This window comes from Enterovibrio sp. FF113, from assembly GCF_041439165.1.
Taxonomy (GTDB): Bacteria; Pseudomonadota; Gammaproteobacteria; order Enterobacterales; family Vibrionaceae; genus Enterovibrio; species Enterovibrio norvegicus_A.
Map to the genome: position 1 here is coordinate 1 of NZ_JBGONO010000022.1, position 23,445 is coordinate 23,445.

At 47.5% G+C, this 23,445-nt stretch carries 20 protein-coding genes and 1 other annotated feature; of the genes, 11 read left to right on the forward strand and 9 right to left on the reverse strand.

Annotated features, from left to right (window positions below; translation table 11 throughout):
* Positions 1-104: 104 nt before the first annotated feature.
* Complete coding sequence (arcA, locus tag ACED36_RS16850; RefSeq protein ID WP_016961729.1) at positions 105-824, reverse strand: two-component system response regulator ArcA; 720 nt, start codon at positions 822-824, stop codon at positions 105-107.
* A 738-nt stretch (positions 825-1,562) separates the two neighbouring features.
* On the opposite strand from arcA, the gene ACED36_RS16855 reads away from it, so the two are divergent.
* Complete coding sequence (locus ACED36_RS16855) at positions 1,563-2,054, forward strand: putative 4-hydroxy-4-methyl-2-oxoglutarate aldolase (protein WP_016961728.1); 492 nt, start codon at positions 1,563-1,565, stop codon at positions 2,052-2,054.
* Between the two features lie 8 nt (positions 2,055-2,062).
* Here ACED36_RS16855 and ACED36_RS16860 read toward each other — a convergent pair whose 3' ends face one another.
* Together ACED36_RS16860 and aceK are read right to left on the reverse strand one after the other, a co-directional pair.
* Entirely contained in the window at positions 2,063-2,539 is a 477-nt protein-coding gene (locus ACED36_RS16860) for a hypothetical protein (protein ID WP_017006922.1), read from the reverse strand.
* Positions 2,540-2,761: 222 nt separating this feature from the next.
* On the reverse strand, positions 2,762-4,477 hold the full coding sequence (gene aceK, locus ACED36_RS16865) for a bifunctional isocitrate dehydrogenase kinase/phosphatase (RefSeq protein WP_016961726.1): 1,716 nt from the start codon (positions 4,475-4,477) through the stop codon (positions 2,762-2,764).
* Between the two features lie 242 nt (positions 4,478-4,719).
* Positions 4,720-4,838, forward strand: a sequence feature (Thr leader region).
* Positions 4,839-4,887: 49 nt separating this feature from the next.
* Here aceK and thrA point away from each other — a divergent pair.
* The 3 genes from thrA to thrC are packed head-to-tail and all read left to right on the forward strand — an operon-like array spanning position 4,888 to position 9,589.
* Positions 4,888-7,347, forward strand: coding sequence for a bifunctional aspartate kinase/homoserine dehydrogenase I (thrA, locus tag ACED36_RS16870; RefSeq protein ID WP_016961725.1), 2,460 nt, complete (start codon positions 4,888-4,890; stop codon positions 7,345-7,347).
* A gap of 2 nt (positions 7,348-7,349) precedes the next feature.
* Positions 7,350-8,309 (forward strand): homoserine kinase, encoded by a 960-nt coding sequence (thrB, locus tag ACED36_RS16875; protein WP_016961724.1) that lies wholly within the window; start codon positions 7,350-7,352, stop codon positions 8,307-8,309.
* The gene (gene thrC, locus ACED36_RS16880; protein WP_017004568.1) at positions 8,306-9,589 is read left to right on the forward strand and encodes a threonine synthase; all 1,284 of its coding nucleotides are present in this window, start codon (positions 8,306-8,308) and stop codon (positions 9,587-9,589) included. The genes thrB and thrC overlap by 4 nt, the downstream gene beginning before the upstream one ends.
* 78 nt (positions 9,590-9,667) lie before the next feature.
* Here the strand turns inward: thrC and grcA are convergent, their stop codons facing one another.
* Positions 9,668-10,045: an autonomous glycyl radical cofactor GrcA gene (gene grcA, locus ACED36_RS16885; RefSeq protein WP_016961721.1), complete on the reverse strand. Its 378-nt coding sequence runs from the start codon at positions 10,043-10,045 to the stop codon at positions 9,668-9,670.
* 368 nt (positions 10,046-10,413) lie between these two features.
* Between grcA and nfo the strand changes: the two genes are divergently transcribed.
* The 3 genes from nfo (at position 10,414) to ACED36_RS16900 (ending at position 12,746) form a co-directional block, all read left to right on the forward strand.
* The gene (nfo, locus tag ACED36_RS16890) at positions 10,414-11,280 is read left to right on the forward strand and encodes a deoxyribonuclease IV (RefSeq protein ID WP_371733560.1); all 867 of its coding nucleotides are present in this window, start codon (positions 10,414-10,416) and stop codon (positions 11,278-11,280) included.
* A 49-nt stretch (positions 11,281-11,329) separates the two neighbouring features.
* Positions 11,330-12,010 carry a uracil-DNA glycosylase gene (gene ung, locus ACED36_RS16895; protein ID WP_016961719.1) on the forward strand — a complete coding sequence of 227 codons (681 nt, stop codon included), beginning with the start codon at positions 11,330-11,332 and terminating at the stop codon, positions 12,008-12,010.
* Positions 12,011-12,218: 208 nt separating this feature from the next.
* Positions 12,219-12,746, forward strand: coding sequence for a hemerythrin domain-containing protein (locus ACED36_RS16900; protein WP_016961717.1), 528 nt, complete (start codon positions 12,219-12,221; stop codon positions 12,744-12,746).
* Between the two features lie 122 nt (positions 12,747-12,868).
* Here the strand turns inward: ACED36_RS16900 and ACED36_RS16905 are convergent, their stop codons facing one another.
* On the reverse strand, positions 12,869-13,051 hold the full coding sequence (locus ACED36_RS16905) for a DUF3545 family protein (protein ID WP_016961715.1): 183 nt from the start codon (positions 13,049-13,051) through the stop codon (positions 12,869-12,871).
* Positions 13,052-13,678: 627 nt separating this feature from the next.
* Between ACED36_RS16905 and ACED36_RS16910 the strand changes: the two genes are divergently transcribed.
* Positions 13,679-15,136, forward strand: coding sequence for a sodium:alanine symporter family protein (locus ACED36_RS16910; protein ID WP_016961714.1), 1,458 nt, complete (start codon positions 13,679-13,681; stop codon positions 15,134-15,136).
* Positions 15,137-15,248: 112 nt separating this feature from the next.
* The gene (gene yaaA, locus ACED36_RS16915) at positions 15,249-16,022 is read left to right on the forward strand and encodes a peroxide stress protein YaaA (RefSeq protein ID WP_016961713.1); all 774 of its coding nucleotides are present in this window, start codon (positions 15,249-15,251) and stop codon (positions 16,020-16,022) included.
* 83 nt (positions 16,023-16,105) lie between these two features.
* Here yaaA and ACED36_RS16920 read toward each other — a convergent pair whose 3' ends face one another.
* From ACED36_RS16920 to ACED36_RS16930, 3 genes are all read right to left on the reverse strand, one after another.
* Positions 16,106-17,644: a sodium:alanine symporter family protein gene (locus ACED36_RS16920; RefSeq protein ID WP_017004573.1), complete on the reverse strand. Its 1,539-nt coding sequence runs from the start codon at positions 17,642-17,644 to the stop codon at positions 16,106-16,108.
* A gap of 240 nt (positions 17,645-17,884) precedes the next feature.
* The gene (srmB, locus tag ACED36_RS16925; RefSeq protein ID WP_017004574.1) at positions 17,885-19,144 is read right to left on the reverse strand and encodes an ATP-dependent RNA helicase SrmB; all 1,260 of its coding nucleotides are present in this window, start codon (positions 19,142-19,144) and stop codon (positions 17,885-17,887) included.
* A gap of 115 nt (positions 19,145-19,259) precedes the next feature.
* Positions 19,260-19,910 (reverse strand): tRNA1(Val) (adenine(37)-N6)-methyltransferase, encoded by a 651-nt coding sequence (locus tag ACED36_RS16930; protein WP_241823389.1) that lies wholly within the window; start codon positions 19,908-19,910, stop codon positions 19,260-19,262.
* A 363-nt stretch (positions 19,911-20,273) separates the two neighbouring features.
* On the opposite strand from ACED36_RS16930, the gene brnQ reads away from it, so the two are divergent.
* Positions 20,274-21,578, forward strand: coding sequence for a branched-chain amino acid transport system II carrier protein (brnQ, locus tag ACED36_RS16935; protein ID WP_083252372.1), 1,305 nt, complete (start codon positions 20,274-20,276; stop codon positions 21,576-21,578).
* Positions 21,579-21,682: 104 nt separating this feature from the next.
* On the opposite strand, the gene fldB is transcribed toward brnQ, so the two are convergent.
* Positions 21,683-22,201 (reverse strand): flavodoxin FldB, encoded by a 519-nt coding sequence (gene fldB / locus ACED36_RS16940; protein WP_016961708.1) that lies wholly within the window; start codon positions 22,199-22,201, stop codon positions 21,683-21,685.
* Positions 22,202-22,395: 194 nt separating this feature from the next.
* On the opposite strand from fldB, the gene xerD reads away from it, so the two are divergent.
* A complete protein-coding gene (xerD, locus tag ACED36_RS16945) occupies positions 22,396-23,292 on the forward strand; it encodes a site-specific tyrosine recombinase XerD (protein ID WP_016961707.1) in 897 nt (298 codons plus the stop codon).
* Positions 23,293-23,445 lie beyond the last annotated feature (153 nt).

A 23,445-nucleotide genomic window follows, 5' to 3' on the forward strand; every position in this document is an offset into this window, starting at 1 on the left:
AATCAGGCCTTGAAAGCCGCTTAACAGAAATGTCCAACTTTACGGGGTCACTTCAAATGCAGGCCTTTTTCATCGGTGTTGATAACGCTAGATGTGAGGGGGAGTTAGATATCTTCTAACTCGCCACAAAAGCGGTAGCCTTCACCGTGAATCGTGGCAATGATTTCTGGTGTGTCACCAAAAGACTCAAAATGCTTACGGATACGACGGATTGTGACATCAACGGTGCGGTCATGTGGCTTAAGCTCACGGCCAGTCATTTTCTTCAGCAGATCTGCGCGAGTCTGGATTTTTCCCGGATTCTCGCAGAAATGCAGCAGTGCACGGAACTCAGAACGTGGCAGCTTGAACTGCTCGTTGTCTGGGCTTATCAGTGAGCGACTGTTGATATCCAGTGCCCAGCCGTTGAACGCGTAGCTTTCAACTGAACGCTTGTCTTCTGGCAGTGCGCCTTGGCTCATTGCACGTGTCAGAAGGTTGCGAGCACGAATAGTCAGTTCACGTGGGTTGAATGGTTTGGTGATGTAATCATCCGCACCGATTTCCAGACCCAGGATTTTGTCCACTTCGTTGTCACGGCCAGTTAAGAACATCAGTGCCATGTCGCCAAGTTCACGCAATTCACGTGCAAGCAGCAGGCCATTCTTACCTGGAAGATTAATGTCCATAATGACCAAGTGAACCTGATTGTTCGATAGCACTTGATGCATTTCTTCGCCATCATTGGCTTCTAGAACGGTATAACCTTCCGCTTCAAAGATGCTTTTCAGCGTGTTACGAGTTACGTGTTCGTCTTCAACAATCAGAATATGAGGGGTTTGCATTGGCGTTACCTAATTTCTTTAAGGAATCTGGTATTAACACTCACAGAGTACTCAGACTCTATGAATAAAAGTTACAAACAGGAAAAGTATATCAAAAGTACTTTGCTTGCCTATTCGGCATACTTCCCTGATACAAACGCCATCCTTAGAGAAGGTGATTGCAGATGCGTTTAAACGCGCTGCATGCTACTAGTCAAATCATTTTGGCCAGCAAATCCTTTGGATAGGGCTGATTGTATTCATTTAACAGCGTGCTAACAATATTTAGTAATAAATCAACGCAACTTTTTTTAATCTTTATTGATATACGTCAATCTCAGCCTTTGTGGTCGCAAATCATGGAATATTGCGCCAAAAAATGTCTCAAATATTACTAGTGAGTTTAATCTATTTCGTACTATTACAACAGGTGTGAAAATTGTGTAACAACTCAAGGGTATCAGACCATTTTGTTTATAGGGGGTCAACCATTTCACTGTGAGAGCGTAGATGAGGGCATCTAGATTGCCTGAAAACGTGCATCGTCACGCACTGAGAACTACTGAGTAAAATCAATGGATTGGCTTTTGATTTTGAACAAAGTATTGCATTAGAGCGTGATGTTAGACGAAGGGTATGGTGCGTTGAGTTGACATTGCGACCTGCAGAAGAAATTCCATTTTGAGGTGAATGACCTTACATAACACTGCGAGGTTGCTACCTTTAGTGTGGTATGGACTGCAACAAGAGGGGAACAGCATGGAAGATTTATTGCCAGATATTAGTGATGCGCACGGTGACGATGTTCATTGGATCCCCGTTCAATGGCGTGATTTCGGCGGACGTTCTGCATTCTCCGGCCGTGTGGAAACATTGAGATGCTTTGAAGACAACTCAAAAGTCAGAGACATACTGGGCAAGCCTGGAGAAGGACGAGTATTGGTGGTGGATGGGCACGGTAACTTAAACAAGGCGTTGTTGGGCGATTTGTTAGCTGAGCGAGCGGTTACCAATGGCTGGGAAGGGATTGTGGTTTTTGGTGCAGTGCGAGATGCAAGTGCGCTGAGCAAGATGCCATTAGGTGTTAAAGCGCTTGGTGTTTGTCCGATTAAGACGGAAAAGCGCGGCGCGGGTGATGAAGATGTTCCTTTGCGCATTCATGATGTGCCGATTTCACCTGGGGATTATTTGTTTGCCGATTTAAACGGGGTGATGGTCAGCCAACACCCCATTGAGTTTGGTGAACAGTAACAATAACGCTAGAAGCGGTATCCGACACCGAGTTGATAGTTAGCTGATGCCGCAGGTTGTTGGCTTACACTGTAGTCAAACTTGGCTTGGAGATTTAGCTTGTCAGTGAGCTTATATTGACTGCTCATGCCCACACTGCCGATGGTCTCTTCGTTGACGCGCTCGGCTTGAACGTTACTGCCAAAGCTCAAAGCATCGTTGAAATTGTATTCGAGACCGCTAAGTATCCCTTTGGCACTAGCGTTGTAGTCGGACTCAGTCGTCATTTCTGTCGCCAGATAGACATTGATTTTTTTGAGAACAGGATAGTGATAGCCAGAGCTTATCGTCCAACTGTCAAAACTTTGGCCACCCGTTGAGATTGAGTGGGAAAACCAAGGATCACGGTTATCTTCCTCGATGTATTCATACAGCGGTAACGAACCCTGCGCGAATGTGAAAAAAGCCACTGATTGCAGGGTAATGGCGAGCAAGATTCGATTCATTTACTACCCTCCCTGGTTCGTTTTTATTAGACAGCGTAATCATTCTAGTCCACTCGTCTTAATTTTGTTACCGGACTGTCATGAATTTTTCGCCATTGTTAACTCACCTCTCGAAATGACAACGGCCTTGCGTTGCTGTCACTAAAAGGTGGTTAAAAATAAAGCAAATCTTGTGCCCATATAGCGACAATTTTTTGTCAGTGGCTGTTCTTGGTCTCACTTTCAGAGGTTAGAGAAACGTGACTCCTCGCTGTATGGGAACACATCATTAAACTGACCTTGCTGGATATTGGTCTGAAGGCTTTTCCAATATTCCGCATCAAATAAATCTGAATGCAGCTCATCAAACAAGGCGCGGATCTTGGGGTTGATCAACAAGAAGGTGCGAAATTCTTCTGGGAAAACATCGTATTCTCCCACGCTGTACCAAGGTTCAGCGGCCATTTCGTCCTCAGGGAAGCGCGGTGGCGGAATGTGTCGGAAGTTCACTTCTGTCAGGTAGGAGATTTCATCGTAATCATAAAAAATGACACGGCTATGGCGTGATACCCCAAAGTTTTTAAACAACATGTCGCCTGCAAAAATGTTCGCCGCCGCCAATTGTTTAATAGCATCGCCATACCCTTGAACCGCCTCACGAAGTTCATCGTCATCCGCCTGCTCGAGATAAATATTGAGGGGGATCATTCGTCGTTCCATGTACAGGTGACGAATGTGAACTTCTTTGCTGGTGAGTTTGATGTTGGATTCAGCAACCTCTAGCAACTCTTTAATGAGTTCATCGCTAAATCTATCTCGAGGAAAGATGAAGTTTCGATAGTCGAGAGTATCTGCCATGCGACCCACGCGGTCGTGTTCTTTAACCAGCTGATATTTTTCTTTTACAATGGCATGCGTGACGTCTTTTTGCGGGGCGAATTTGTCTTTAATGATCTTAAATACGAAGCCATATGAGGGGAGGGTGAACACGGACATCACCATGCCCTTAATGCCGGGCGCGACAACAAACTGATCATCTGAGCTGTCAATATGTTGTAGAAACTCGCGATAGAGTTCAGTTTTCCCGTGTTTCTGACAACCTATCGCTGTGTAGAGTTGTGCGGGTGTTTTGTGTGGCATCAGCTGATTGAGAAAATCGACTAATGCGGCAGGTGCTGGCGCGTAAACCATAAAATAAGAACGCGCGAAGCCAAAGATCACGCTGACATCATCAGAGTCGGTGATGCAGGCATCGACATACAATTCACCCTGCGAATTGACAAGAATGGGTAAAACCAACGGGCGAGTCTGATTCGCCATATCAATGCGACCAATCAAGTACGCGGCCTTGTTGCGGAAAAAAGGCTCACGGATCATGTCGATGGTGACTTCATTGGTCAGTTGGGGTCCTAAACGTTGCTGCATGGCCTCAACAATACGATGGACATCGCGTGCTTTATTGACCCAAGGCAGCGTGAAGGGGGTGTCATCGAGAATGCGTTCGACAGTTTGGATCAAGTTTTTTTGAGAGGGATAGCGTTTTAGCAAAGGTGTGGGGTACTTAGGAATTCGTCCTCCCTGCGAGCTATTCACAAACAGTTTGTCACGGCGAATATTTCGGTGGTCGAACATACGACAATACACAGAGTTAAAGAAGCTTTCTGCAATGTCATAGCGTGGGTAGTCATCCAGCAGATGGCTGTAGGATTCTTTGACTGCCATAAGGAAAGATCGAGTCGCGTGTTGTTTATCCAACATGGTTTTCAATTGCTGGCTAACCAGTGCCACATGGTGGTCATAAAAATTGATGCGGGTTTTTAAAGCGCTTTGCACATTTTTCCAGTCGCGCTGCTCAAAACGTTCTTGTGCGCCTGCAGTCACATCCAAAAATCGACCATACATAGCGTCTGAGCCCTGTAATATAGTCTGCGCAACCAATTCCTCCATTTCAACCGCCATGGTTCCCTCCTTTGTTATTGCTGCTTTTCTGCTCAATTTAATTCACTATGTCGTGCTCTTTTCACAATCGCAAGCATCAAGGGGCGGAATGCTGCGCTTTCTCATCTTTTAATTGTGTTAATTTAATCTTGCGAATTATGGCGTTTTTTTGATAGATAACTTAAATTTTTGTTGACCTGATACCCTGCATTGAGTAAAGGTTATAAAAACGCAGCACGGAAGGTCCAAAGCGATGCTTCATACAGTCGGCACTACAACCATTATCACCATTATTACCATCACCATGGGTGAAGGTGCGGGCTGACATGCACAGAAATTTAAAAAAAAGCCCGCACTAAAAAGATGTGCGGGCTTTTTTTTCGCTTATTTGTTATTGAATTTTCGGGTTCAGGAAGGAGTTGGAGGTAAGGATGCGAGTTTTAAAGTTTGGTGGCACATCATTAGCCAATGCGGAACGTTTTAGCCGCGCAGCAGAAATCATCACAAGCAATACCTGTCAGGGTGACGTGTCAGCGGTATTATCTGCGCCGGCAAAAATCACGAATGCCTTAGTTGATGTGATTGATCACACAGTGAAACATGGCGAAGCAGACAGTCAGGTTGCACTGATTGAGTCGATTTTCTCGGCACTGTTTGACGGTCTTGCCGAAATGGAAGCGGATTTTGACAAAGCAGCGCTGTATGTTGAATTAGCGTGCTCAGTTGATCAGCTTAAGCAATATATTCACGGCATTGCGTTGCTGGGACTGTGTCCTGACAACATTTATGCACGCATTATCAGTAAAGGTGAGCGTCTCTCTATTGCCACCATGTCAGCGTTGCTACAAGCACGTGGTCACAACACCTTCGTGATCGACCCTGTTCACTACCTTCAGGCTAAAGGTGATTACCTTGAAGCCATGGTGGATATCGAAGTTTCTTCTGACAACTTCAGCAAAGAACCTATCCCAGCGAAACACATTGGCTTGATGCCGGGCTTTACGGCGTCGAATGAGCAAGGCGAATTGGTGACCTTGGGCCGTAACGGCTCGGATTACTCGGCAGCCGTTTTGGCCGCATGTGTGCGAGCAGAATGCTGTGAAATTTGGACTGATGTGGATGGTGTTTATAGCTGTGACCCCCGCCTAGTACCAGATGCACAACTATTGAAATCATTGAGCTACCAAGAAGCAATGGAACTGTCTTACTTCGGTGCGAAAGTCTTGCACCCGAAAACCATTCTTCCTATTGCTCGCTTTCACATCCCATGCCTGATTAAAAACACGGCAAACCCTCAGGGTGCAGGCACCTTGATTGGTTTCGACAACGGTGAAGACAACCTTGCAGTAAAAGGCATCACTACCTTGAGTGAGCTGAGCATGGTTAACGTGTCTGGCCCTGGCATGAAAGGCATGGTAGGCATGGCAGCACGTGTATTCGGCGCCATGTCAGCAGCGGGCGTTTCTGTTGTATTGATCACTCAGTCATCGTCTGAATACAGCATCAGTTTTTGTATTGAAGCGCAAGACAAGCCACTGGCACAGCGTGCACTGCAAGAGAACTTTGAACTTGAGCTAAAAGACGGTCTGCTTGAGCCTGTCGATTTTGTCGATGACGTCGCGATTGTCTCATTGGTGGGTGATGCGATGCGCACTGCGAAAGGGGTGGCATCTCAGTTCTTTACCTCTTTAGCGGAAGTGAACGTCAACATCGTCGCGATTGCACAGGGTTCTTCTGAGCGCTCTATTTCGGCGGTTATTCCGGACAACCGTGTGTCGGAAGCCGTGAAAGCGTGTCACGTGAACCTATTTAACAGTAATCACTACCTTGATGTATTTATTGTTGGCGTTGGCGGTGTGGGCGGTGAGCTGGTCGAGCAGGTGAAGCGCCAGCAGAGCAAATTAGCAGGCCAAGGCATTATCATTCGAGTTTGCGGGTTAGCAAACAGCCGCGGCATGTTGCTAGACAGCAAAGGTATTGATCTTGACAACTGGCGCGACGAACTGACAAACATCAATGAACCGTTTAACTTGTCTCGCTTGGTGAGTTTGGTGGAGCAAAACCACATCATCAACCCCGTGTTTATCGACTGTACCTCTGATCAATCAATTGCTGATCAATATGCAGATTTCTTGTCGGCAGGTTTCCATGTCATCACACCGAACAAAAAAGCCAACACCGCGAGCATGGCTTATTACCAACAGCTGCGTAAATCTGCGCGCGCAAGCCGTCGTAAGTTCATGTACGACACCACAGTAGGTGCTGGCCTGCCTGTAATTGAAAACCTGCAAAACCTCATCTCTGCGGGAGATGAGCTTGAGAAGTTCATGGGTATCCTGTCCGGTTCACTGTCTCATATCTTCGGTAAGCTCGATGAAGGTCAAAGCTTTAGTGAAGCAACCTCTGTTGCCCGTGATAGCGGCTTTACCGAGCCAGATCCACGTGACGATCTCTCGGGGATGGATGTGGCGCGTAAGCTATTGATCCTTGCTCGTGAAGCAGGCATGAACCTTGAACTTGAAGATGTTGACGTTGAGCCTGCATTGCCACCGGGTTTTGACTCATCTGGCGATGTTGATGCCTTCATGGCCAAGCTGCCAGAAGCTGACGTTTACTTCAATAAGATTGCAGCGGAAGCGCGCGCGGAAGGCAAAGTGCTGCGCTACATCGGTTGTATTGATAAAGGTCATTGCTCGGTGAAAATTCAAGCCGTCGATGCTGATGACCCAATGTTTAAGATCAAAGAGGGTGAAAACGCACTGGCTTTCTACAGTCGTTATTACCAACCAATTCCATTGGTATTACGTGGTTACGGTGCAGGCACTCAGGTGACTGCGGCGGGTGTGTTCGCTGACTTGATGCGTACACTTGGCTGGAAGCTGGGAGTGTAATCATGAGTGTTGTTGTTTACGCGCCGGCGTCTATCGGCAACGTGAGTGTTGGGTTTGATGTTTTAGGGGCAGCAGTCTCTCCAATTGATGGCTCTCTACTCGGTGATCGTGTCATGGTCGCGGATGGCGGAAATGTGCCATTCACTCTCCATTGTGTTGGCAGCTTTGTTGATAAGCTGCCTGCGGATCAAGAAGAAAACATCGTTTATCAAAGCTACCTTGTTTTCTGTCGTGAGATGGAAAAGCGTGGCGAGCCTGTTCGCAACATCGTCATGACGCTGGAAAAGAATATGCCGATTGGATCCGGTTTGGGTTCAAGTGCATGTTCTATTGTGGCGGCATTGGATGCGATCAATAAATTCCATGATGAAGCGCTCGATGAAACCACGCTTCTTGCTCTGATGGGTGAGATGGAAGCGGCAATTTCAGGCAGTTTGCACTACGACAACGTCGCGCCGTGTTACTTGGGTGGCTTGCAACTGATGGTCGAGCAGATGGGCATCATTAGTCAGCAAGTGCCTTGCTTTGATGAATGGTATTGGGTGATGGCGTATCCCGGCATTAAAGTGCCTACCGCCGAAGCACGAGCCATTTTACCCGCGCAATATCGTCGCCAGGATGTGATTAATCACGGTCGTCATCTGGCAGGCTTTATCCATGGCTGTTACTCTGGTCAGCCGCAATTGGCAGCGAGTATGATCAAAGATGTGGTGGCTGAACCGTATCGCGAAAAATTGCTGCCGGGTTTTGCGGATGCAAGACGTTATGCACAAGAAGCTGGCGCGCTAGCAACCGGCATCTCTGGTTCTGGCCCGACGCTGTTCAGTATTACCGATGACAAAGAGGTTGCTGAGCGTGTCGCCAAGTGGTTGCAAGACCACTATGTTCAAAATGAAGAAGGATTTGTCCACATCTGTCGATTGGATGTGAAGGGATCGACAGTGACAGGAAGTGAACTATGAAGCTTTACAATATCAAGGAAAACGACGAGCAGGTCTCATTCGGACAGGCTGTAAAACAAGGGCTTGGCCGTAATCAAGGCTTGTTCTTCCCAAGTGAATTACCAAAATTTGATGACATTGATGCGCTGCTAGACAAAGACTTTGTCACACGTAGCAGTGAAATCTTGTCAGCGCTTATCGGCGATGAACTAACGCCAGACACTGTGCGCAGCATGGTCGAAAACGCGTTTCAGTTCCCTGCGTCCGTTGAAAAAGTCACTGACACCGTTAGCGCGTTGGAGCTGTTCCATGGCCCTACGCTGGCGTTCAAAGACTTTGGCGGCCGTTTTATGGCGCAATCACTCGCGGCTGTTTCTGACGGTGGCAAAGTGACTATTCTGACGGCCACGTCCGGTGATACAGGAGCGGCAGTTGCCCATGCATTTTTTGGCATGGAAAACATCAAAGTGGTTATCTTGTACCCGAAAGGCAAGATCAGCCCGCTGCAGGAAAAACTGTTCTGTACCCTAGGTGGTAATATCCACACCGTGGCAATCAACGGCACGTTTGATGATTGTCAGGCCATGGTAAAAGATGCGTTTGACGATGCAGAGCTTCGCGCTGCTATTGGCCTTAACTCAGCAAACTCAATCAATATCAGCCGCTTGATGGCACAGATTTGTTACTACTTCGAAGCGGCATCACAGCTGACGAAAGCGCAGCGCGAGAACCTCGTGGTTGCCGTACCAAGTGGTAACTTCGGTAACCTCACTGCAGGTTTGCTGGCGAAAGCGATTGGCTTGCCAATTAAACGCTTTATTGCCGCGACCAACGTAAATGATACCGTGCCACGTTACCTAAAAACGGGTGAATGGACGCCAACACCAACTATCGCCACGTTGTCTAACGCCATGGATGTGAGCCAGCCAAACAACTGGCCGCGTATCGAAGAGCTATGTCAGTTGCAAGGCTGGGGCTTGAATGAGTTGGGTTCAGCGGCGGTAACCGATGAAGAAACGGCAGAAACGTTGAAAGCGATGTTTGATGCGGGTTATCTGTGTGAGCCACATGGTGCTATTGCATACCGTGCGTTGAACGAGCAACTGCAAGATGGCGAGCATGGCCTGTTCCTTTGTACGGCACACCCTGCGAAATTCAAAGAGTCGGTGGATGAGATCTTGGGGCTAGACATTCCGTTGCCGGGTCCTTTGGCGAAACATGCCGTGATGGATTTGTTGTCAGTGGAGCAAGATGCAGAATTTGCACAGCTTCGCGCATACCTGATGAAGGTAGCTGGCTGATAAGCCTTTGCTGAAAAATAAAAAACCGGCCAATTGGCCGGTTTTTTCATTCTAGCGATTTGTATATAGAAGTATCTATTACAGAGAGCTAGTGAAAGTACGTGCGATAACGTCGCGTTGCTGCTCAGTGGTCAGCGAGTTAAAGCGAACAGCATAACCTGATACACGAATCGTCAACTGTGGGTACTTTTCTGGGTGCTTAGCAGCATCTTCCAGTGTTTCACGCTTCAGGACGTTAACGTTCAGGTGTTGGCCACCTTCAATTTTCGCTGGTACTTCAATCGCGATATCGCGGCTTTCGTACTCACCCAGATCGGCGGCTGGGATAACTTGGTCTGCTTCGAAGCCTGCTTTAGCAGCGATGCAACGTGCTTCATTGGTCTCGCTGTTCAGCAGCCAGATAGAATTCAGTAGGTCGTCGTTAGCGGCTTTCGTGATTTGAATACCAGTGATCATATTCTTTCCCCTTGATAGGCTTGGTGGTTTTAATTTTCCATCATTTGATGAGCTGGGTACTTGTATACCTTACTATCCGTAAGGTTATTTTGATTTTAGTCAAAATACAATCAAAATATGCCCAATTGTCGCCTTTGATTTCTTGCGCTTAATCAATAAAAACTTAACTATCTGTATTTAAAACAATTCGGTAACAAGCTAAAGATTGGCCAAAAATTACATTTGTAATTTTATTACTACATTTTAAGGGGCGGTTTACGGTAAATATTCCGCTTTTATCTTGGATTAAGTAACTTAAACTGTTGTCAGTTACTATACCCAAGCAACCGCAAGATGCTTGTTTGGGTATAAACAAAGTGAGAAATGTTATGAAATTTATTGGAGCGCATGTTTCGGCTGCAGGAGGGGTAGATAAAGCACCCATGAATGCTGCTGAAATTGGCGCAAACGCGTTCGCGGTGTTTACCAAGAATCAACGTCAATGGCAGGCAAAACCGTTAGAGGCCTCGACCGTCGCAGCGTTTAAGGCGAAATGCCAAGCATTGGGCTTTGTGCCTGAGGCAATTCTTCCCCATGACTCGTACTTGATTAATCTGGGTGCGCCAGAAGAAGACAAGCTGATTAAATCTCGCGATGCCTTTATCGACGAAATGGAACGCTGCCAAACCCTCGGTCTGCCTTTGCTTAATTTTCATCCGGGTAGTCATCTGAAAAAAATCAGCGAAGAAGCGTGCCTATCGTTGATTGCTGAATCCATTAACCTTGCCCATGACGCGGTGCCAAATGTGGTTGCTGTTATTGAAAACACCGCAGGGCAGGGAACCAACATGGGTTGGTCGTTTGAGCAACTCGCTTCGATCATCTCGCAGGTGAGTGACAAATCTCGCGTGGGTGTCTGCATCGATACCTGCCATGCCTTTGCTGCAGGGTATGATCTGCGAACACACAGTGCTGCCGAGGCGACATTTGCGGAGTTCGATCATTTAGTGGGGTTTGATTATCTGCGTGCAATGCACTTGAACGATTCGAAAACGCCGCTTGGTGGTCGCGTGGATCGTCATCAGGCACTAGGAGATGGTGAAATTGGCCTACCGTGTTTCGAGGTGATCATGCAAGATCAGCGCTTCAACGGGATACCGCTTATTTTGGAAACCATTAAGCCAGAGCGTTGGGCAGATGAAATACGCTTGTTACGTCAGTTTGAGGCTGCGGCAACAGCGCCTGTTGCTATGTAGCGACGGTATAGCACGCTTAGGTTCGTAAATTCACACACGCGAGGTCAGCATGACGCAGTCAGTCACTTGGGATGACGTTATTGGTCAGGAAAAAGAACAAGAGTATCTAAAACAAACGTTGGATACGGTCGCACAAGCGCGAGCACAGGGGAAAGTGATTTACCCACCCCAAGAAGATGTCTTCAATGCTTTTCGTTTCACTGAGTTTGCTGATGTCAGTGTGGTGATCTTGGGGCAAGACCCTTATCACGGGCCTAATCAAGCGCATGGCCTGTGCTTTTCTGTCCTCCCGGGCATTAAAACACCGCCGTCTTTGGTGAATATGTATAAAGAGCTAGAACAAGATATTGAAGGCTTTACTGTCCCTGATCACGGCTATTTGAAAAGTTGGGCGGATCAAGGGGTACTGCTCTTGAATACCGTCCTCACGGTGGAACAAGGTAATGCGAATTCGCACGCGCACTTGGGATGGGAGACCTTCACGGATCGCATCATTGATGCTGTGAATCAGCATCGAGAGGGTGTGGTCTTCTTGTTGTGGGGAGCACATGCACGCAAAAAAGGGAGAGCGATTGATCGCACTCGTCACCATGTGCTTGAAGGGCCTCACCCGTCACCACTGTCAGCTTATCGTGGATTCTTTGGCTGTAAGCATTTTTCTGCCACCAACACTTTACTGGAAGAGATGGGTAAATCTCCGATTAACTGGCAACCTTCTCTTGATAACTGATAACTGATAACTGATAACTGATAACTGATAACTGATAACTGATAGCTAAAGCACAACAATATCGCCCGCATTCGTGAAACGGATCGCGGGCTATTTTTTTGCTCAATTCATGCCAGACATTAACTGAACAAAAAATGACCATGCGCAAGTTCTCATTACTCGGGAGGTTTAGACTGAAAGGGTCGAGTGAATGAAGAAAGGAGGCGCTATGTTAGTAGCAAGCATTCATAGAGATCACAGTAACATAAGCCGATTGCTTAGATTACTGACCCAAAACTTGGGAGCTATTCGTGATGAGAAGCCTGTGAACTTTGGGCAGATCCGCGACACGGTAATGTATTTGCAGGAGTATGCGGAAAAATACCATCACCCGAAAGAAGATCTGATCTACCACTATTATGTCTCGCATTATGACGATCACGAAGGTGTTGCAAAGCTGGATGCTGAGCACGAGGAATTGGCAGTACTCACAGCGGAATTCGCTGACACGGTTGAAATGATATTGATGGATGCCGTCATCCCGCTCGATCTGTTCGCGGACAGACTCAACAAGTTTGTTGAGCAGCAGCGCAGTCATTTGGAGTTGGAAGAAAGTTCTGTGTTGCCAGCCATTGAGAAAACGCTGACGACGGATGACTGGAACTCTTTGCAATCGCAATGGGAGGAAGAGGAGCAAGATCCGCTGTTTGGTGAGCAAGTGGCGGTGCGCTTTAAAGAGTTGGCTGCCGCGCTATAAATATCTCATCAACACCGTTATTCAAAGACAATAAAAAGGCACCGAGTGGGTGCCTTTTTCACGATTCCGTCTAGCGCACAATCCTGTGCGTGGGAGGGTTAGAAACCAAATGGGTATTCAGCCTAAAGCTCAAACTCGCTGCTGCTGAAGTCGCCGAGCATATCAATATCTTGAAGCTCTCTACGCAGGCGCTGTTGGTCTTTCAGCGCTTCAATCTCTCTCCATTTCCGTTTAGCTTGTTTAGTGCGTCCACCACGTTGTGGTCGTTCTTGTTCGAAAATGTTGTCAAAGGCAAAGCTATCCATAAATTCACCTCGTTATCCCTAGCGGTTACTCATTAAGTATCAAACCTTTCATAAAATAAAATTGAAGTGTTTCTCATTTGTTACACCTCGGTGAAGTTTTCATGAGAGGTCAATCACTATTATAAGTGCGTTGCACAAAATGCGCACAGTTGCAGTGCGTTAGTGTGCTTTGGCATCGCTTATTGCAAGCGGTTGCGAGGAATGCGCGAAAAGTCCTGTCATAGCAACAGACTTGCACCACAGACAAAACAGTCACAGTGTGAGAACACGAGAAACAGAGGCGTTATTTTCTTGGGGAAATGTTTCGTTTATGTTGATGGAATGCATATTTATTGACTTCTCAACATCTTGTGACGCAATAAATATCACACCGTTATGCGCTTGAGTTCATATTGATTTTTAGGTTGGCAACCTTCATCATCTCGCCTCAAATAGCGGGAACCCTCCGCAATACCAAGACACAAACAACACTTTTTTGGAGTTTTGAACCCTTTTCTTGTTCAAAAGCTCCTCATCTATTTCGACCGACGCGAGCATGTTCTAGTGTTTGTTGGTTGTTTCAAATCGCACGCTCCAATACGGAGACTTAGTCGCTGCGAGAATGTTTATGCGTAAAGAGAGGTAGGCGTGGTAAGTCTGATTAATTTTTTGAACGATCTCATCTGGGGATCGGTGCTCATCTATCTACTTATCGGTGGCGGGATCTTTTTTACATTGCGTCTTGGCTTCATCCAGATCCGTCATTTTGGCCACATGTTTAAGGTGATGAAGAATAGCCGCAAGTCAGATAGCGAAGGTATTTCCTCCTTCCAAGCACTTTGTACTAGCCTCGCAGCCCGTGTGGGTACGGGTAATATGGCTGGTGTGGCTGTTGCGCTAACGCTAGGTGGCCCTGGTGCTATTTTCTGGATGTGGCTAATTGCTATATTGGGCATGGCGACAGCGTTTGCTGAGAGTACGTTGGCGCAGCTTTACAAAACCCGTGATGATGACGGGAACTTCCGAGGCGGCCCTGCTTACTATATGGAAAAAGGGCTGGGTATGCGTTGGATGGGCGTCGTCTTCTCCATCTTGCTTATCGTGGCTTTTGGTCTGGTATTTAACTCTGTTCAAGCTAACTCAATCACGCAAGCCGCCTACGTTGCCTTTGGTTTCGACCCACTTTATGTAGGGATTGCACTGGTTCTGATGTCTGCGTTTGTCATCTTCGGTGGCATTCGCAAAATTGCCCGCACGGCGGAATTGATTGTGCCTGTGATGGCGACGCTCTACTTGCTGTTGGCCTTCTACATCATGCTGACCAACCTAGAGAAAGTACCCGACGTGTTCGCGTTGATTTTCCGCAGTGCATTTGGGTTAGAAGAAGCGGCATCAGGCGCATTGGGTTACACCATTGCGCAAGGCATGGTGCAGGGCATTAAACGTGGTTTGTTCTCAAATGAGGCGGGCATGGGCTCAGCGCCGAATGCTGCGGCCAGTGCCACACCGTATCCTCCTCATCCTGCATCACAGGGCTATGTTCAGATGCTGGGCGTGTTTGTCGATACCATCGTGATTTGTACCGCGACAGTCGCCATTATCTTAATGTCAGGCGAATACATGCCGGGCAGTGAGATCACGGGTATTGAACTGACGCAGCGTGCATTGTCGAGTGAAGTGGGCGCGTGGGGCGAGATTTTTGTGGCCGTCGCCATTTTCTTCTTCGCGTTTACCTCGATTATTGCTAATTACTCTTACGCAGAAACGAACCTGATTTTTCTGGAGCACAACCACAAGGCGGGCTTGAATGTCTTCCGCATGATTGTGCTTGGCATGGTGATGTTTGGTGCGATGGCTGAATTGCCTGTGGTGTGGATCATGGCCGACACCTCCATGGGGCTAATGGCGATTGTCAACATGGTGGCGATTTTGCTGCTGTCCGGCACGGTCGTGAAATTGGCTAAGGATTATAATCAGCAACTCGATAGTGGAAAAGTACCGACCTTCAATAGCCGTCATCACCCAGAAATGCTCACTCAAATTGAGCCAGGCGTGTGGGGTAAACCGAACGAGAACGTATCGGAAAGCCTACCCTCTAAGGGCTAATTGATTCGGTTTCACCAATGACAATGATTGGAAAAAGCCATGCGGCATCGCGTGGCTTTTTTTGTGCCTAATGGTACTCTTTCGTTAATAACAGTTTGAAGGGAATAACATTATGTTGATTGTGGTCTCTCCAGCCAAAACCTTGGATTACCAATCACCACTGGCGACGGAGCGTTTCACGCAGCCCGCGTTGATCGAGCATTCACAACAACTGATTGAAGTGTGTCGTCAACTAACGCCGGGTGATATCGGCAGTTTGATGAAGGTGAGCGATAAAATTGCAGGCCTCAATGCCGCGCGCTTTTCAGAATGGTCACCGACATTCACCCCAGACAATGCGCGTCCTGCGATTTTGGCGTTTAAAGGGGATGTGTATACCGGCCTTAAAGCCGAAACCCTGAGTGACGAAGACTTTAGTTGGTCGCAAGATCATCTGCGGATGCTTTCGGGCCTGTATGGTTTGCTGAGACCATTGGACTTGATGCAGCCTTATCGCCTTGAAATGGGCACTAAGCTTGCGAACGAGCGTGGGAGTAACCTCTATCAGTTCTGGGGTGACATCATCACAGGTGAGCTTAACGGGGCTCTGGCAGCACAAAACGATACTCTTTTAGTAAACTTGGCATCGAACGAATACTTCAAGTCGGTGAAGCCTGCCAAGTTGAAAGGGCAGATCATTACACCTGTTTTCAAAGATCGTAAAAACGGTCAGTACAAAGTGATCAGCTTTTACGCCAAGAAAGCGCGCGGCATGATGGCGCGTTATATCATCGACAACCGTATTGATTCTGTTGAAGGCCTGAAGGCATTCGATATAGCGGGTTACTGGTTCAGCGCAGAAGAATCTAACGACAAAGAGTTGGTGTTCAAACGCGAAGAGCAGTAGCGCTTTTGATGTCGATGTGAGGCAATAAAAAAGGTTAGCTTTCGCTAACCTTTTTCGTTTTGTCTGCTGTCTTTACGTCTAGATTACGCCGTGGGATTTACAGGTTTACCTGAAACACTTTCCGCTTCGTTATCTTGGGTTCGACGTGCCAGACGTTGTTCCCAGTAATCGGCATTTTTGATACCCAGCTTAACAGGATCGAACGTGTACTCTTCCACCCCGTCTTTTTGCTGGCGCTCGTAATCGCGAAGTGCGACCAGAGCAGGTCTGCCTAGGAAGAAGATAATTAATAGACCTGTGATGTTCAGCCATGCCATCAAGCCTACGCCAACGTCACCCATTGCCCAAGCAAGGTTTGCCGTTTTGACGGTGCCATAGAAGACTGCCGACATCAGAACCAACTTCAGCACAAACATCATGCCCGATACGTTGAAGGTACGACGGATGTACGCGATGTTAGTTTCTGCAATGTAGTAGTACGCCAAAATGGTGGTGAAGGCGAAGAAGAACAAAGCAACAGCAATGAAGGGTTTGCCCCAGTCAGGCATGGTGCTTTCAATGGCCATTTGCGTGTACACAGGACCATTCGCGGCAATATCCGCAGCAATGTTCTGAACGATGAAGGCTTCGCCTGCGCCGTGCACGTTGTATGCGCCAGTGATCAAAATCATAAACGCCGTTGCTGAACATACCAGCAGGGTATCAATGTAAATTGAGAACGATTGCACCAAACCTTGTTGTGCTGGGTGTTGCACGTTAGCGGCAGCGGCAGCATGAGGACCCGTGCCTTGACCTGCTTCGTTCGAGTAAACCCCGCGCTTAACACCCCAACCGATGGCTGCACCAAAGCCTGCCATTGGCGTGAAGGCATCACCCACGATCATCGCAATGATGCCCGGGATTTCAGTGATGTTCAGCAAAATGATGACGAACGCGATGATGATGTAAGCCAGTGCCATGAACGGCACAACCACTTGGGTAAAGTTTGCAATTCGCTTAACGCCACCAAAAATGATGAAACCAAGCAGGATAGAGATGATGGCACCTGTGATGATTTTGGCTGTGCTAAATGTGCCCAGTGCCGTTTCAATCATCTCTCCAGGACCAAACGCGGCTTCCATTGCGTTACCGATACTGTTTGATTGAACGCCTGGCAGCAATACGCCACATGCGAAGATAGTTGCGATAGCAAAGATCCATGCATACCACTTCTGACCCATGGCTTTTTCTATGTAGTAAGCCGGACCACCACGGAACTCTCCGTTGTCTTCTTCTTTGTAGATTTGCGCCAGTGTTGATTCGGTGTATGCCGTTGCAGCGCCTAGGAACGCGACGACCCACATCCAGAAGATGGCACCTGGACCACCAAAGCCGATAGCTGCGGCCACACCTGCAATGTTACCGGTACCGACTCGACCCGACAGTGAAACGGCGAGTGCTTGAAATGATGAAATGCCCTTGTCAGAACTTTTGCCAGAAAACAGTAGGCGGGTCATTTCTTTGAATTGACGAACTTGCACAAAACGCGTCGCGATGGAGTAAAACAGACCTGCACCTAAACATAGGTATATAAGGACTGGACTCCAGATGATGCTGTTTAAAAAATCAACAACAGATTGCATTATAAGATCCCTTTAATGAAAAATATTGAACAGGTTAATTGTTATCCAGAGGCAGGATAATCTCAAAAAGAGCTGTATTGTTAACATTTTGTGTTAATAATGTGGCGCTTTGTGAGCCCGGTCTTCAGCCTGTATTCCCTTGGCTGATTAGCATTTTTTGCTGCGAGTGATCGCAAGGAACAAAAAAAGGAGGCTTTCAGCCTCCTTTTTTAACGTTATTAGGATGTAAAATCTATTTATTTACGATTTATCCGTTGTTTTCGCTGCTTTTTTCGCCACTTTCTTTGCTACTTTTTTAGCTTTAGCTTTTAAGACCTTCTTCGGTGCTTTGACTTTTTTCTTCTTGAAGGCAGGCTTTTTATGCGACGGCTTCAAACCTTCGATATGGCGCTCTTTGACGTCTTCATTCATGTAACGACAAATACGATCCATCATGGCTTGATCGTGTGCTTCGACCAGCGAAACGGCATTCCCTTTTTTACCCGCGCGCGCAGTACGACCGATACGGTGCAAGTACACATCCGCTTTGCGTGGTAAATCAAAGTTAATGACGTGGCTGATGTTTGGTACATCGATACCGCGCGCGGCAACATCTGTTGCGAGCAGGAAGTTGATCTCACCGCTTGAGAATCGCTCAATCGCATTGGTGCGTTTGGCTTGTGCCATTTCACCTTGGATCCACGCACAGCTTATCTTCTGTCTGGTCAGTTCTTCGCGAAGGGCAGCAAGACGCTCACGGGTTTTCACAAAGATGATCGCACGGTTGGCTTGATCTGCCAGAATGGACTTCAACAATGCGTATTTGTGGTTCATGTCATCACAGCGGTAATACCACTGGGTGATTTTTTTGCGTTCGCGGCGAGGCGGCTCTGCGGTCACTTCGACAGGATCGGTCAGCAGCGTCTCTTTAAAGCCCTGAATGCCTTTGCCTTCGAGCGTTGCTGAGAACAGCATACTTTGCTTACGCCAGCGACATTCATTTGACAGACGCTCAACGGCAGGGCCAAAGCCCATGTCTAGCATGCGGTCGGCTTCATCGAGCACCAAGCTTTCAATGGCGCGGCAATCAAAGCGTTCGCCTTCTACATATTCCATCAAGCGACCTGGTGTTGCCACCACGATATCTTGTGTTTTACCCAGAATTTCGGCGTGTTCTTGATAAGAAATACCACCCGTAATGGTGATAATTTTTAAATCTGTGTTTTTCGCCAGCGCACGTGCTTGGTCTGCGACTTGGATCGCCAACTCACGAGTTGGAGTGAGGATCAGTGCGCGTGCAGGGCCTGGGTCTTGGCGCGGGAAGTCCAGTAAGTGCTGCAACAAAGGCAGCACAAATGCTGCGGTTTTACCTGTTCCGGTTGGCGCAGACGCCAATACATCACGGCCATCCATACCATGAGGGATCACGTCAGCCTGGATAGCGGTTGGTCGCTCGAAGCCAATGTCATCCAGCGCCATTAGCAGTTTAGGATCCAGTTCTAGTTCTGCAAAAGTTCGCACGCGTTGTTTCTCCACTCAAAGTTAGGGGGCGGATTATATACCCAAACATCCTCAAGATGCATCGTTCAACGAGATTAACTGACATAGATAGTTAAGATAATTTCAAGTGCGGCCATCACATCTTGAGGTAAAAATCTTTTGTTAGTGCCACAAAGTCGTCTGAATACGCGCCATTCTCTTGGATCACCAGCGTGGTTTGCAGGCATTTTTCCTGCTCTATAGGCGAAAAGGTGATGAGTTTTCGGCTCACTGGTTTAGTCGATGTGGGCTTTACCGACGTTACCCTTTGGCAATACAGACCGTAATGAATCGCTTTCGTGATCAATTGTTCGGCTTCCACTGAGGGTAAGATCAAATGCGCATGCCCGTTCGGGAAAAGGTGCGTTTTTATCACTTTTAATAAGCTGTCATGAGAAAGCGTGTCGGTATGACGCGCCATCGCTCGCTTCGAATCTGTCGCTTGTTCCCCGGAGTTGAAGTAGGGCGGATTGCAGATAATGGTGTCGAATTTGACCGCGTCCTGCCATTGCGTAATGTCTTGGTGCATGACAATGATGCGTTTGTTCCAAGCAGATTGTTCTGCATTGAGACGCGCGCTCTCTGCGGCTTGTTGATCAATGTCGAGGGCGGTGATGTGGGCGTGAGGAAATCGTTGCGCCATCATCAAAGACAGTAAACCTGTTCCCGTCCCAATATCTAACACGTTGTCGCGATTTTCGGCGTCAGCCCAAGCGCCAAGCAGCACGCCATCGGTACTCACTGGCATGCCACAGTCGGCGTTATCAATCGAAAACTGTTTGAATTGAAAGCCTTTACTCACTTTATCTCCGCCACGTGATTATCTTAAATTGCTCAAAAAATAGATGATAATGTTGCTGTGTTGTTACTGTTTTTGTGTGCCATATTCTTTTGATAGTTTTGGTTAATGATCAATTATTGGCATTTAATACTTATTTTTTATTATAAATTGAATTAATAGCCTGATTTTTACTGCCCTATTGTCTGCATGGTGAAACTTCGTCATTATCCTGTCTACACGGTAAAGCTCAGTAAAAAAAACCAAAAGGCTAACCGATTGATTACACGTATTGGCAAATACACATCTGCAAACACACATAGGTAGTAAATAGTGAAAGAGAGTTTAAAGGTTAGCGACATACTCGCGCTAGGTTTTATGACCTTTGCGTTTTTCCTCGGGGCAGGCAATATCATTTTCCCACCGCAAGCAGGCTTTCTTGCTGGTGATCATACTTTTTCTGCCATGCTGGGCTTTTTGACCACGGCAGTGGGCTTGCCTCTTATCGGTATTATTGCCGTCGCTGTTGCTGGTGGTGGTTGGAAAGGCTTAACGCGTGATCTTCCAACGTCAGTAGCAACACTGATGGCTGTGCTGATTTTCATCATCATTGGTCCTGCATTTGCGGCGCCTCGTGCGGGCCTCGTTGCCTATGAAATGGGCTTTAAGCCGTTTTTGACCGATGCAGGTCAGTGGGAACTATCATTGTTCTCTGTGGTGTTCTTCGCCGTTGCAATGTTCTTCTCCCTGTCTCAAGGCAAACTGATTGATACCATTGGTAAACTACTGACACCGGCATTGTTTGCGGCATTGGTGGTTCTGGCGATTGCTGTTGTGGTTAATCCGCAGGGCGATGTAGCACCAGCGCAAGGCGCGTATGTTGATCAAGCATTCGCAACGGGTTTCCTCGAAGGCTACAACACCATGGATACCTTTGCGGCACTGATGTTCGGTATGCTGATTGTTGATGTGATCCGTAAGAAAGGCATCACGTCTGACGCAAAAACCTGCCAATACCTGATTTATGCTGGCGTGATTGCCGCGACAGGCTTGGCGTTTGTTTATGTTTCTCTGTTCTATCTCGGCGCGACAGCAACGGGTGTGGCAGCAGGAGCGGCGAATGGCGGTGCGATTCTGTCGGCGTATGTGATGGCGTTGTTTGGCCCTGCTGGTCAAATCATTTTGTCTGCGATTATCATTCTGGCGTGTTTAACCACGGTCATTGGTTTGGTGTCAGCATGTGCGGATTACTTCAGCACTTTAGTGAAAGTCTCTTATCGTCAATGGGTTGTGATTTTGTCAGTGGCGTGTGCCATTGTGGCGAATGTTGGTTTGACCCAATTGATTGCGATTTCAGTGCCTGTATTGTTTGCACTGTACCCTGTTGCGATTGCGTTGATTGCGCTGACCTTCCTGCGCCGTTTCATGCCTAATCCTGCACTGGCTTACCGAGTGGTATTGGGTGTGTCACTGGTATTTGCATTGTTGGATGCGGCGAAAGTGGCGGGTATGGATATGTCTGTGCTTAAAGCGCTACCATTGTTTAACTTTGGTATGGCATGGCTGTTGCCAACCGTGATTGCGACAGTGGCTGTTCGTTTTGCACCCGCACAGAAAGGCGAGTCGTCTCACGCCTAAGTGATGTGATGTATGCGTTGAAGCGTTAGTTTTCAGCGTCAAAAAAACCACCGCATGCGGTGGTTTTTTTATGCCGAAAAGAGGACGGTGATTGGGCGCTAAAATTAAAGCAAGGCTTGGTATTCGGTGAGCACTTGTTCACACCAAGTGGCGATGCGCTCATCACTTAATTCGTATTGACTGTCTTCATCTAGCGCCAGGCCGACAAAGTGCTTTCCATCCTCGGTCAGGGCTTTGGATGCGTCAAAGGTGTAGCCTTCAACAGGCCAGTAGCCAACGAAATTCAGTCCGGTTGGGAGCAATTGATCGTGAAGCAAACCCATGGCGTCAAGGTACCATTCTGCGTAGCCTTCTTGGTCGCCCAATCCAAACAGTGCCACGGTTTTTCCTTGAAGTTTAAGCCCTTCAAGCTGGTCCCAAACCGCTTCCCAGTCTTCTTGCAGTTCACCAAAATCCCACGTGGAAATGCCCAGTAATAGGAGATCGTACTGGTTCATATCGCTCACGGGGGCGTCTTTGATGTTGTGAACGTCCACTAACTCGTCACCCAAAATATCACGGATCTTTTCCGCGGCCATTTCGGTGTAACACGTCGTCGAGCCGTAGAACAAACCTATCTTCATGCCTATTTCCTGCTGTTGCGCTTGGCGCGATTTTACCTGTCACGGGGCGGCTTCTCTACCCCAGAGTTTACTCATCGCGCTATCTTTGCTGAACAAATACTCGTGAAACACCTTAAAACAAGGGCTACGCTTGCATTCATAGTAAACTGAGGTAGTTTGAAGAAAGCAATATTGCGTCGTTAAGTGAGTGAATCGTGGAACAAAATACCAGTTTGGTTGAGCAGTTTTTAGATGCGATGTGGATGGAACGAGGGCTGTCAGAAAACACCTTGATTTCCTATCGCAATGATTTAATGAAGCTGTGCCATTGGTTATCGCAAGATAATGTGCAGCTAACAACGGTCACGACCCCCACTTTGCAGGATTATCAGCACTGGCTATTTGATCAAGATTTTAAGCAGACGAGCCGCGCTCGTATGTTGTCCGCCATGCGTCGCTTGTTCCAATATCTTTATCGTGAAAAGCAGCGTGAAGACGATCCCTCCGCCACCTTGATCAGCCCCAAGTTGCCGAAACGCTTACCAAAAGATCTCTCCGAAGAACAGGTGGACGCTTTGCTGGATGCGCCTGATACGGACGATATGCTGGAACTGCGCGACAAAGCCATGATGGAACTGCTGTATGCGACGGGACTACGTGTCACTGAATTGATCAGTTTGACCACGGAAAACGTCAGCTTGCGACAAGGCGTTGTGCGAGTGATCGGTAAAGGTGGCAAGGAGCGCTTGGTGCCAATGGGGGAATCGGCCATTGATTGGCTAGAACACTATCTTGCTCATTCCCGACAAGGATTGCTGGGAGAGAAAACGTCCGATGTGTTTTTCCCTAGTCGTCGCGGGCGAATGATGACCCGACAGACTTTCTGGCACCGTATTAAGTTTTATGCCGCGTTGGCAAGCATTGATAGCGAACTGCTATCGCCGCACGTATTACGCCATGCATTTGCGACGCATTTACTCAATCACGGTGCTGATTTACGAGTGGTGCAGATGTTGCTCGGGCATAGCGACTTGTCGACCACTCAGATCTATACGCATGTGGCGACTGAGCGATTAAAACAATTGCACCAAGAGCATCATCCTCGGGCATAATAGTATATTTAACCGTGGTCATAAGGCGGCTGTTAAAATGGCTTGGACGGTTTTAAAACAGTGGGTGGAAAAAATATTTTTGCCTATTCAGGGATTTTTTTCTGGTTTTCCGGTCTGAAAGAGTAATGGTATGCCTGCGTCTTGTGGGCCTTT

Bases quoted from the DNA above. Each gene is read 5' to 3' on its own strand.
- arcA (WP_016961729.1), bottom strand. From the start codon at position 824: ATGCAAACCCCTCATATTCTGATTGTTGAAGACGAACACGTAACTCGT.
- ACED36_RS16855 (WP_016961728.1), top strand. From the start codon at position 1,563: ATGGAAGATTTATTGCCAGATATTAGTGATGCGCACGGTGACGATGTT.
- ACED36_RS16860 (WP_017006922.1), bottom strand. From the start codon at position 2,539: ATGAATCGAATCTTGCTCGCCATTACCCTGCAATCAGTGGCTTTTTTC.
- aceK (WP_016961726.1), bottom strand. From the start codon at position 4,477: ATGGCGGTTGAAATGGAGGAATTGGTTGCGCAGACTATATTACAGGGC.
- thrA (WP_016961725.1), top strand. From the start codon at position 4,888: ATGCGAGTTTTAAAGTTTGGTGGCACATCATTAGCCAATGCGGAACGT.
- thrB (WP_016961724.1), top strand. From the start codon at position 7,350: ATGAGTGTTGTTGTTTACGCGCCGGCGTCTATCGGCAACGTGAGTGTT.
- thrC (WP_017004568.1), top strand. From the start codon at position 8,306: ATGAAGCTTTACAATATCAAGGAAAACGACGAGCAGGTCTCATTCGGA.
- grcA (WP_016961721.1), bottom strand. From the start codon at position 10,045: ATGATCACTGGTATTCAAATCACGAAAGCCGCTAACGACGACCTACTG.
- nfo (WP_371733560.1), top strand. From the start codon at position 10,414: ATGAAATTTATTGGAGCGCATGTTTCGGCTGCAGGAGGGGTAGATAAA.
- ung (WP_016961719.1), top strand. From the start codon at position 11,330: ATGACGCAGTCAGTCACTTGGGATGACGTTATTGGTCAGGAAAAAGAA.
- ACED36_RS16900 (WP_016961717.1), top strand. From the start codon at position 12,219: ATGTTAGTAGCAAGCATTCATAGAGATCACAGTAACATAAGCCGATTG.
- ACED36_RS16905 (WP_016961715.1), bottom strand. From the start codon at position 13,051: ATGGATAGCTTTGCCTTTGACAACATTTTCGAACAAGAACGACCACAA.
- yaaA (WP_016961713.1), top strand. From the start codon at position 15,249: ATGTTGATTGTGGTCTCTCCAGCCAAAACCTTGGATTACCAATCACCA.
- ACED36_RS16920 (WP_017004573.1), bottom strand. From the start codon at position 17,644: ATGCAATCTGTTGTTGATTTTTTAAACAGCATCATCTGGAGTCCAGTC.
- ACED36_RS16930 (WP_241823389.1), bottom strand. From the start codon at position 19,910: ATGCCAGTGAGTACCGATGGCGTGCTGCTTGGCGCTTGGGCTGACGCC.
- fldB (WP_016961708.1), bottom strand. From the start codon at position 22,201: ATGAAGATAGGTTTGTTCTACGGCTCGACGACGTGTTACACCGAAATG.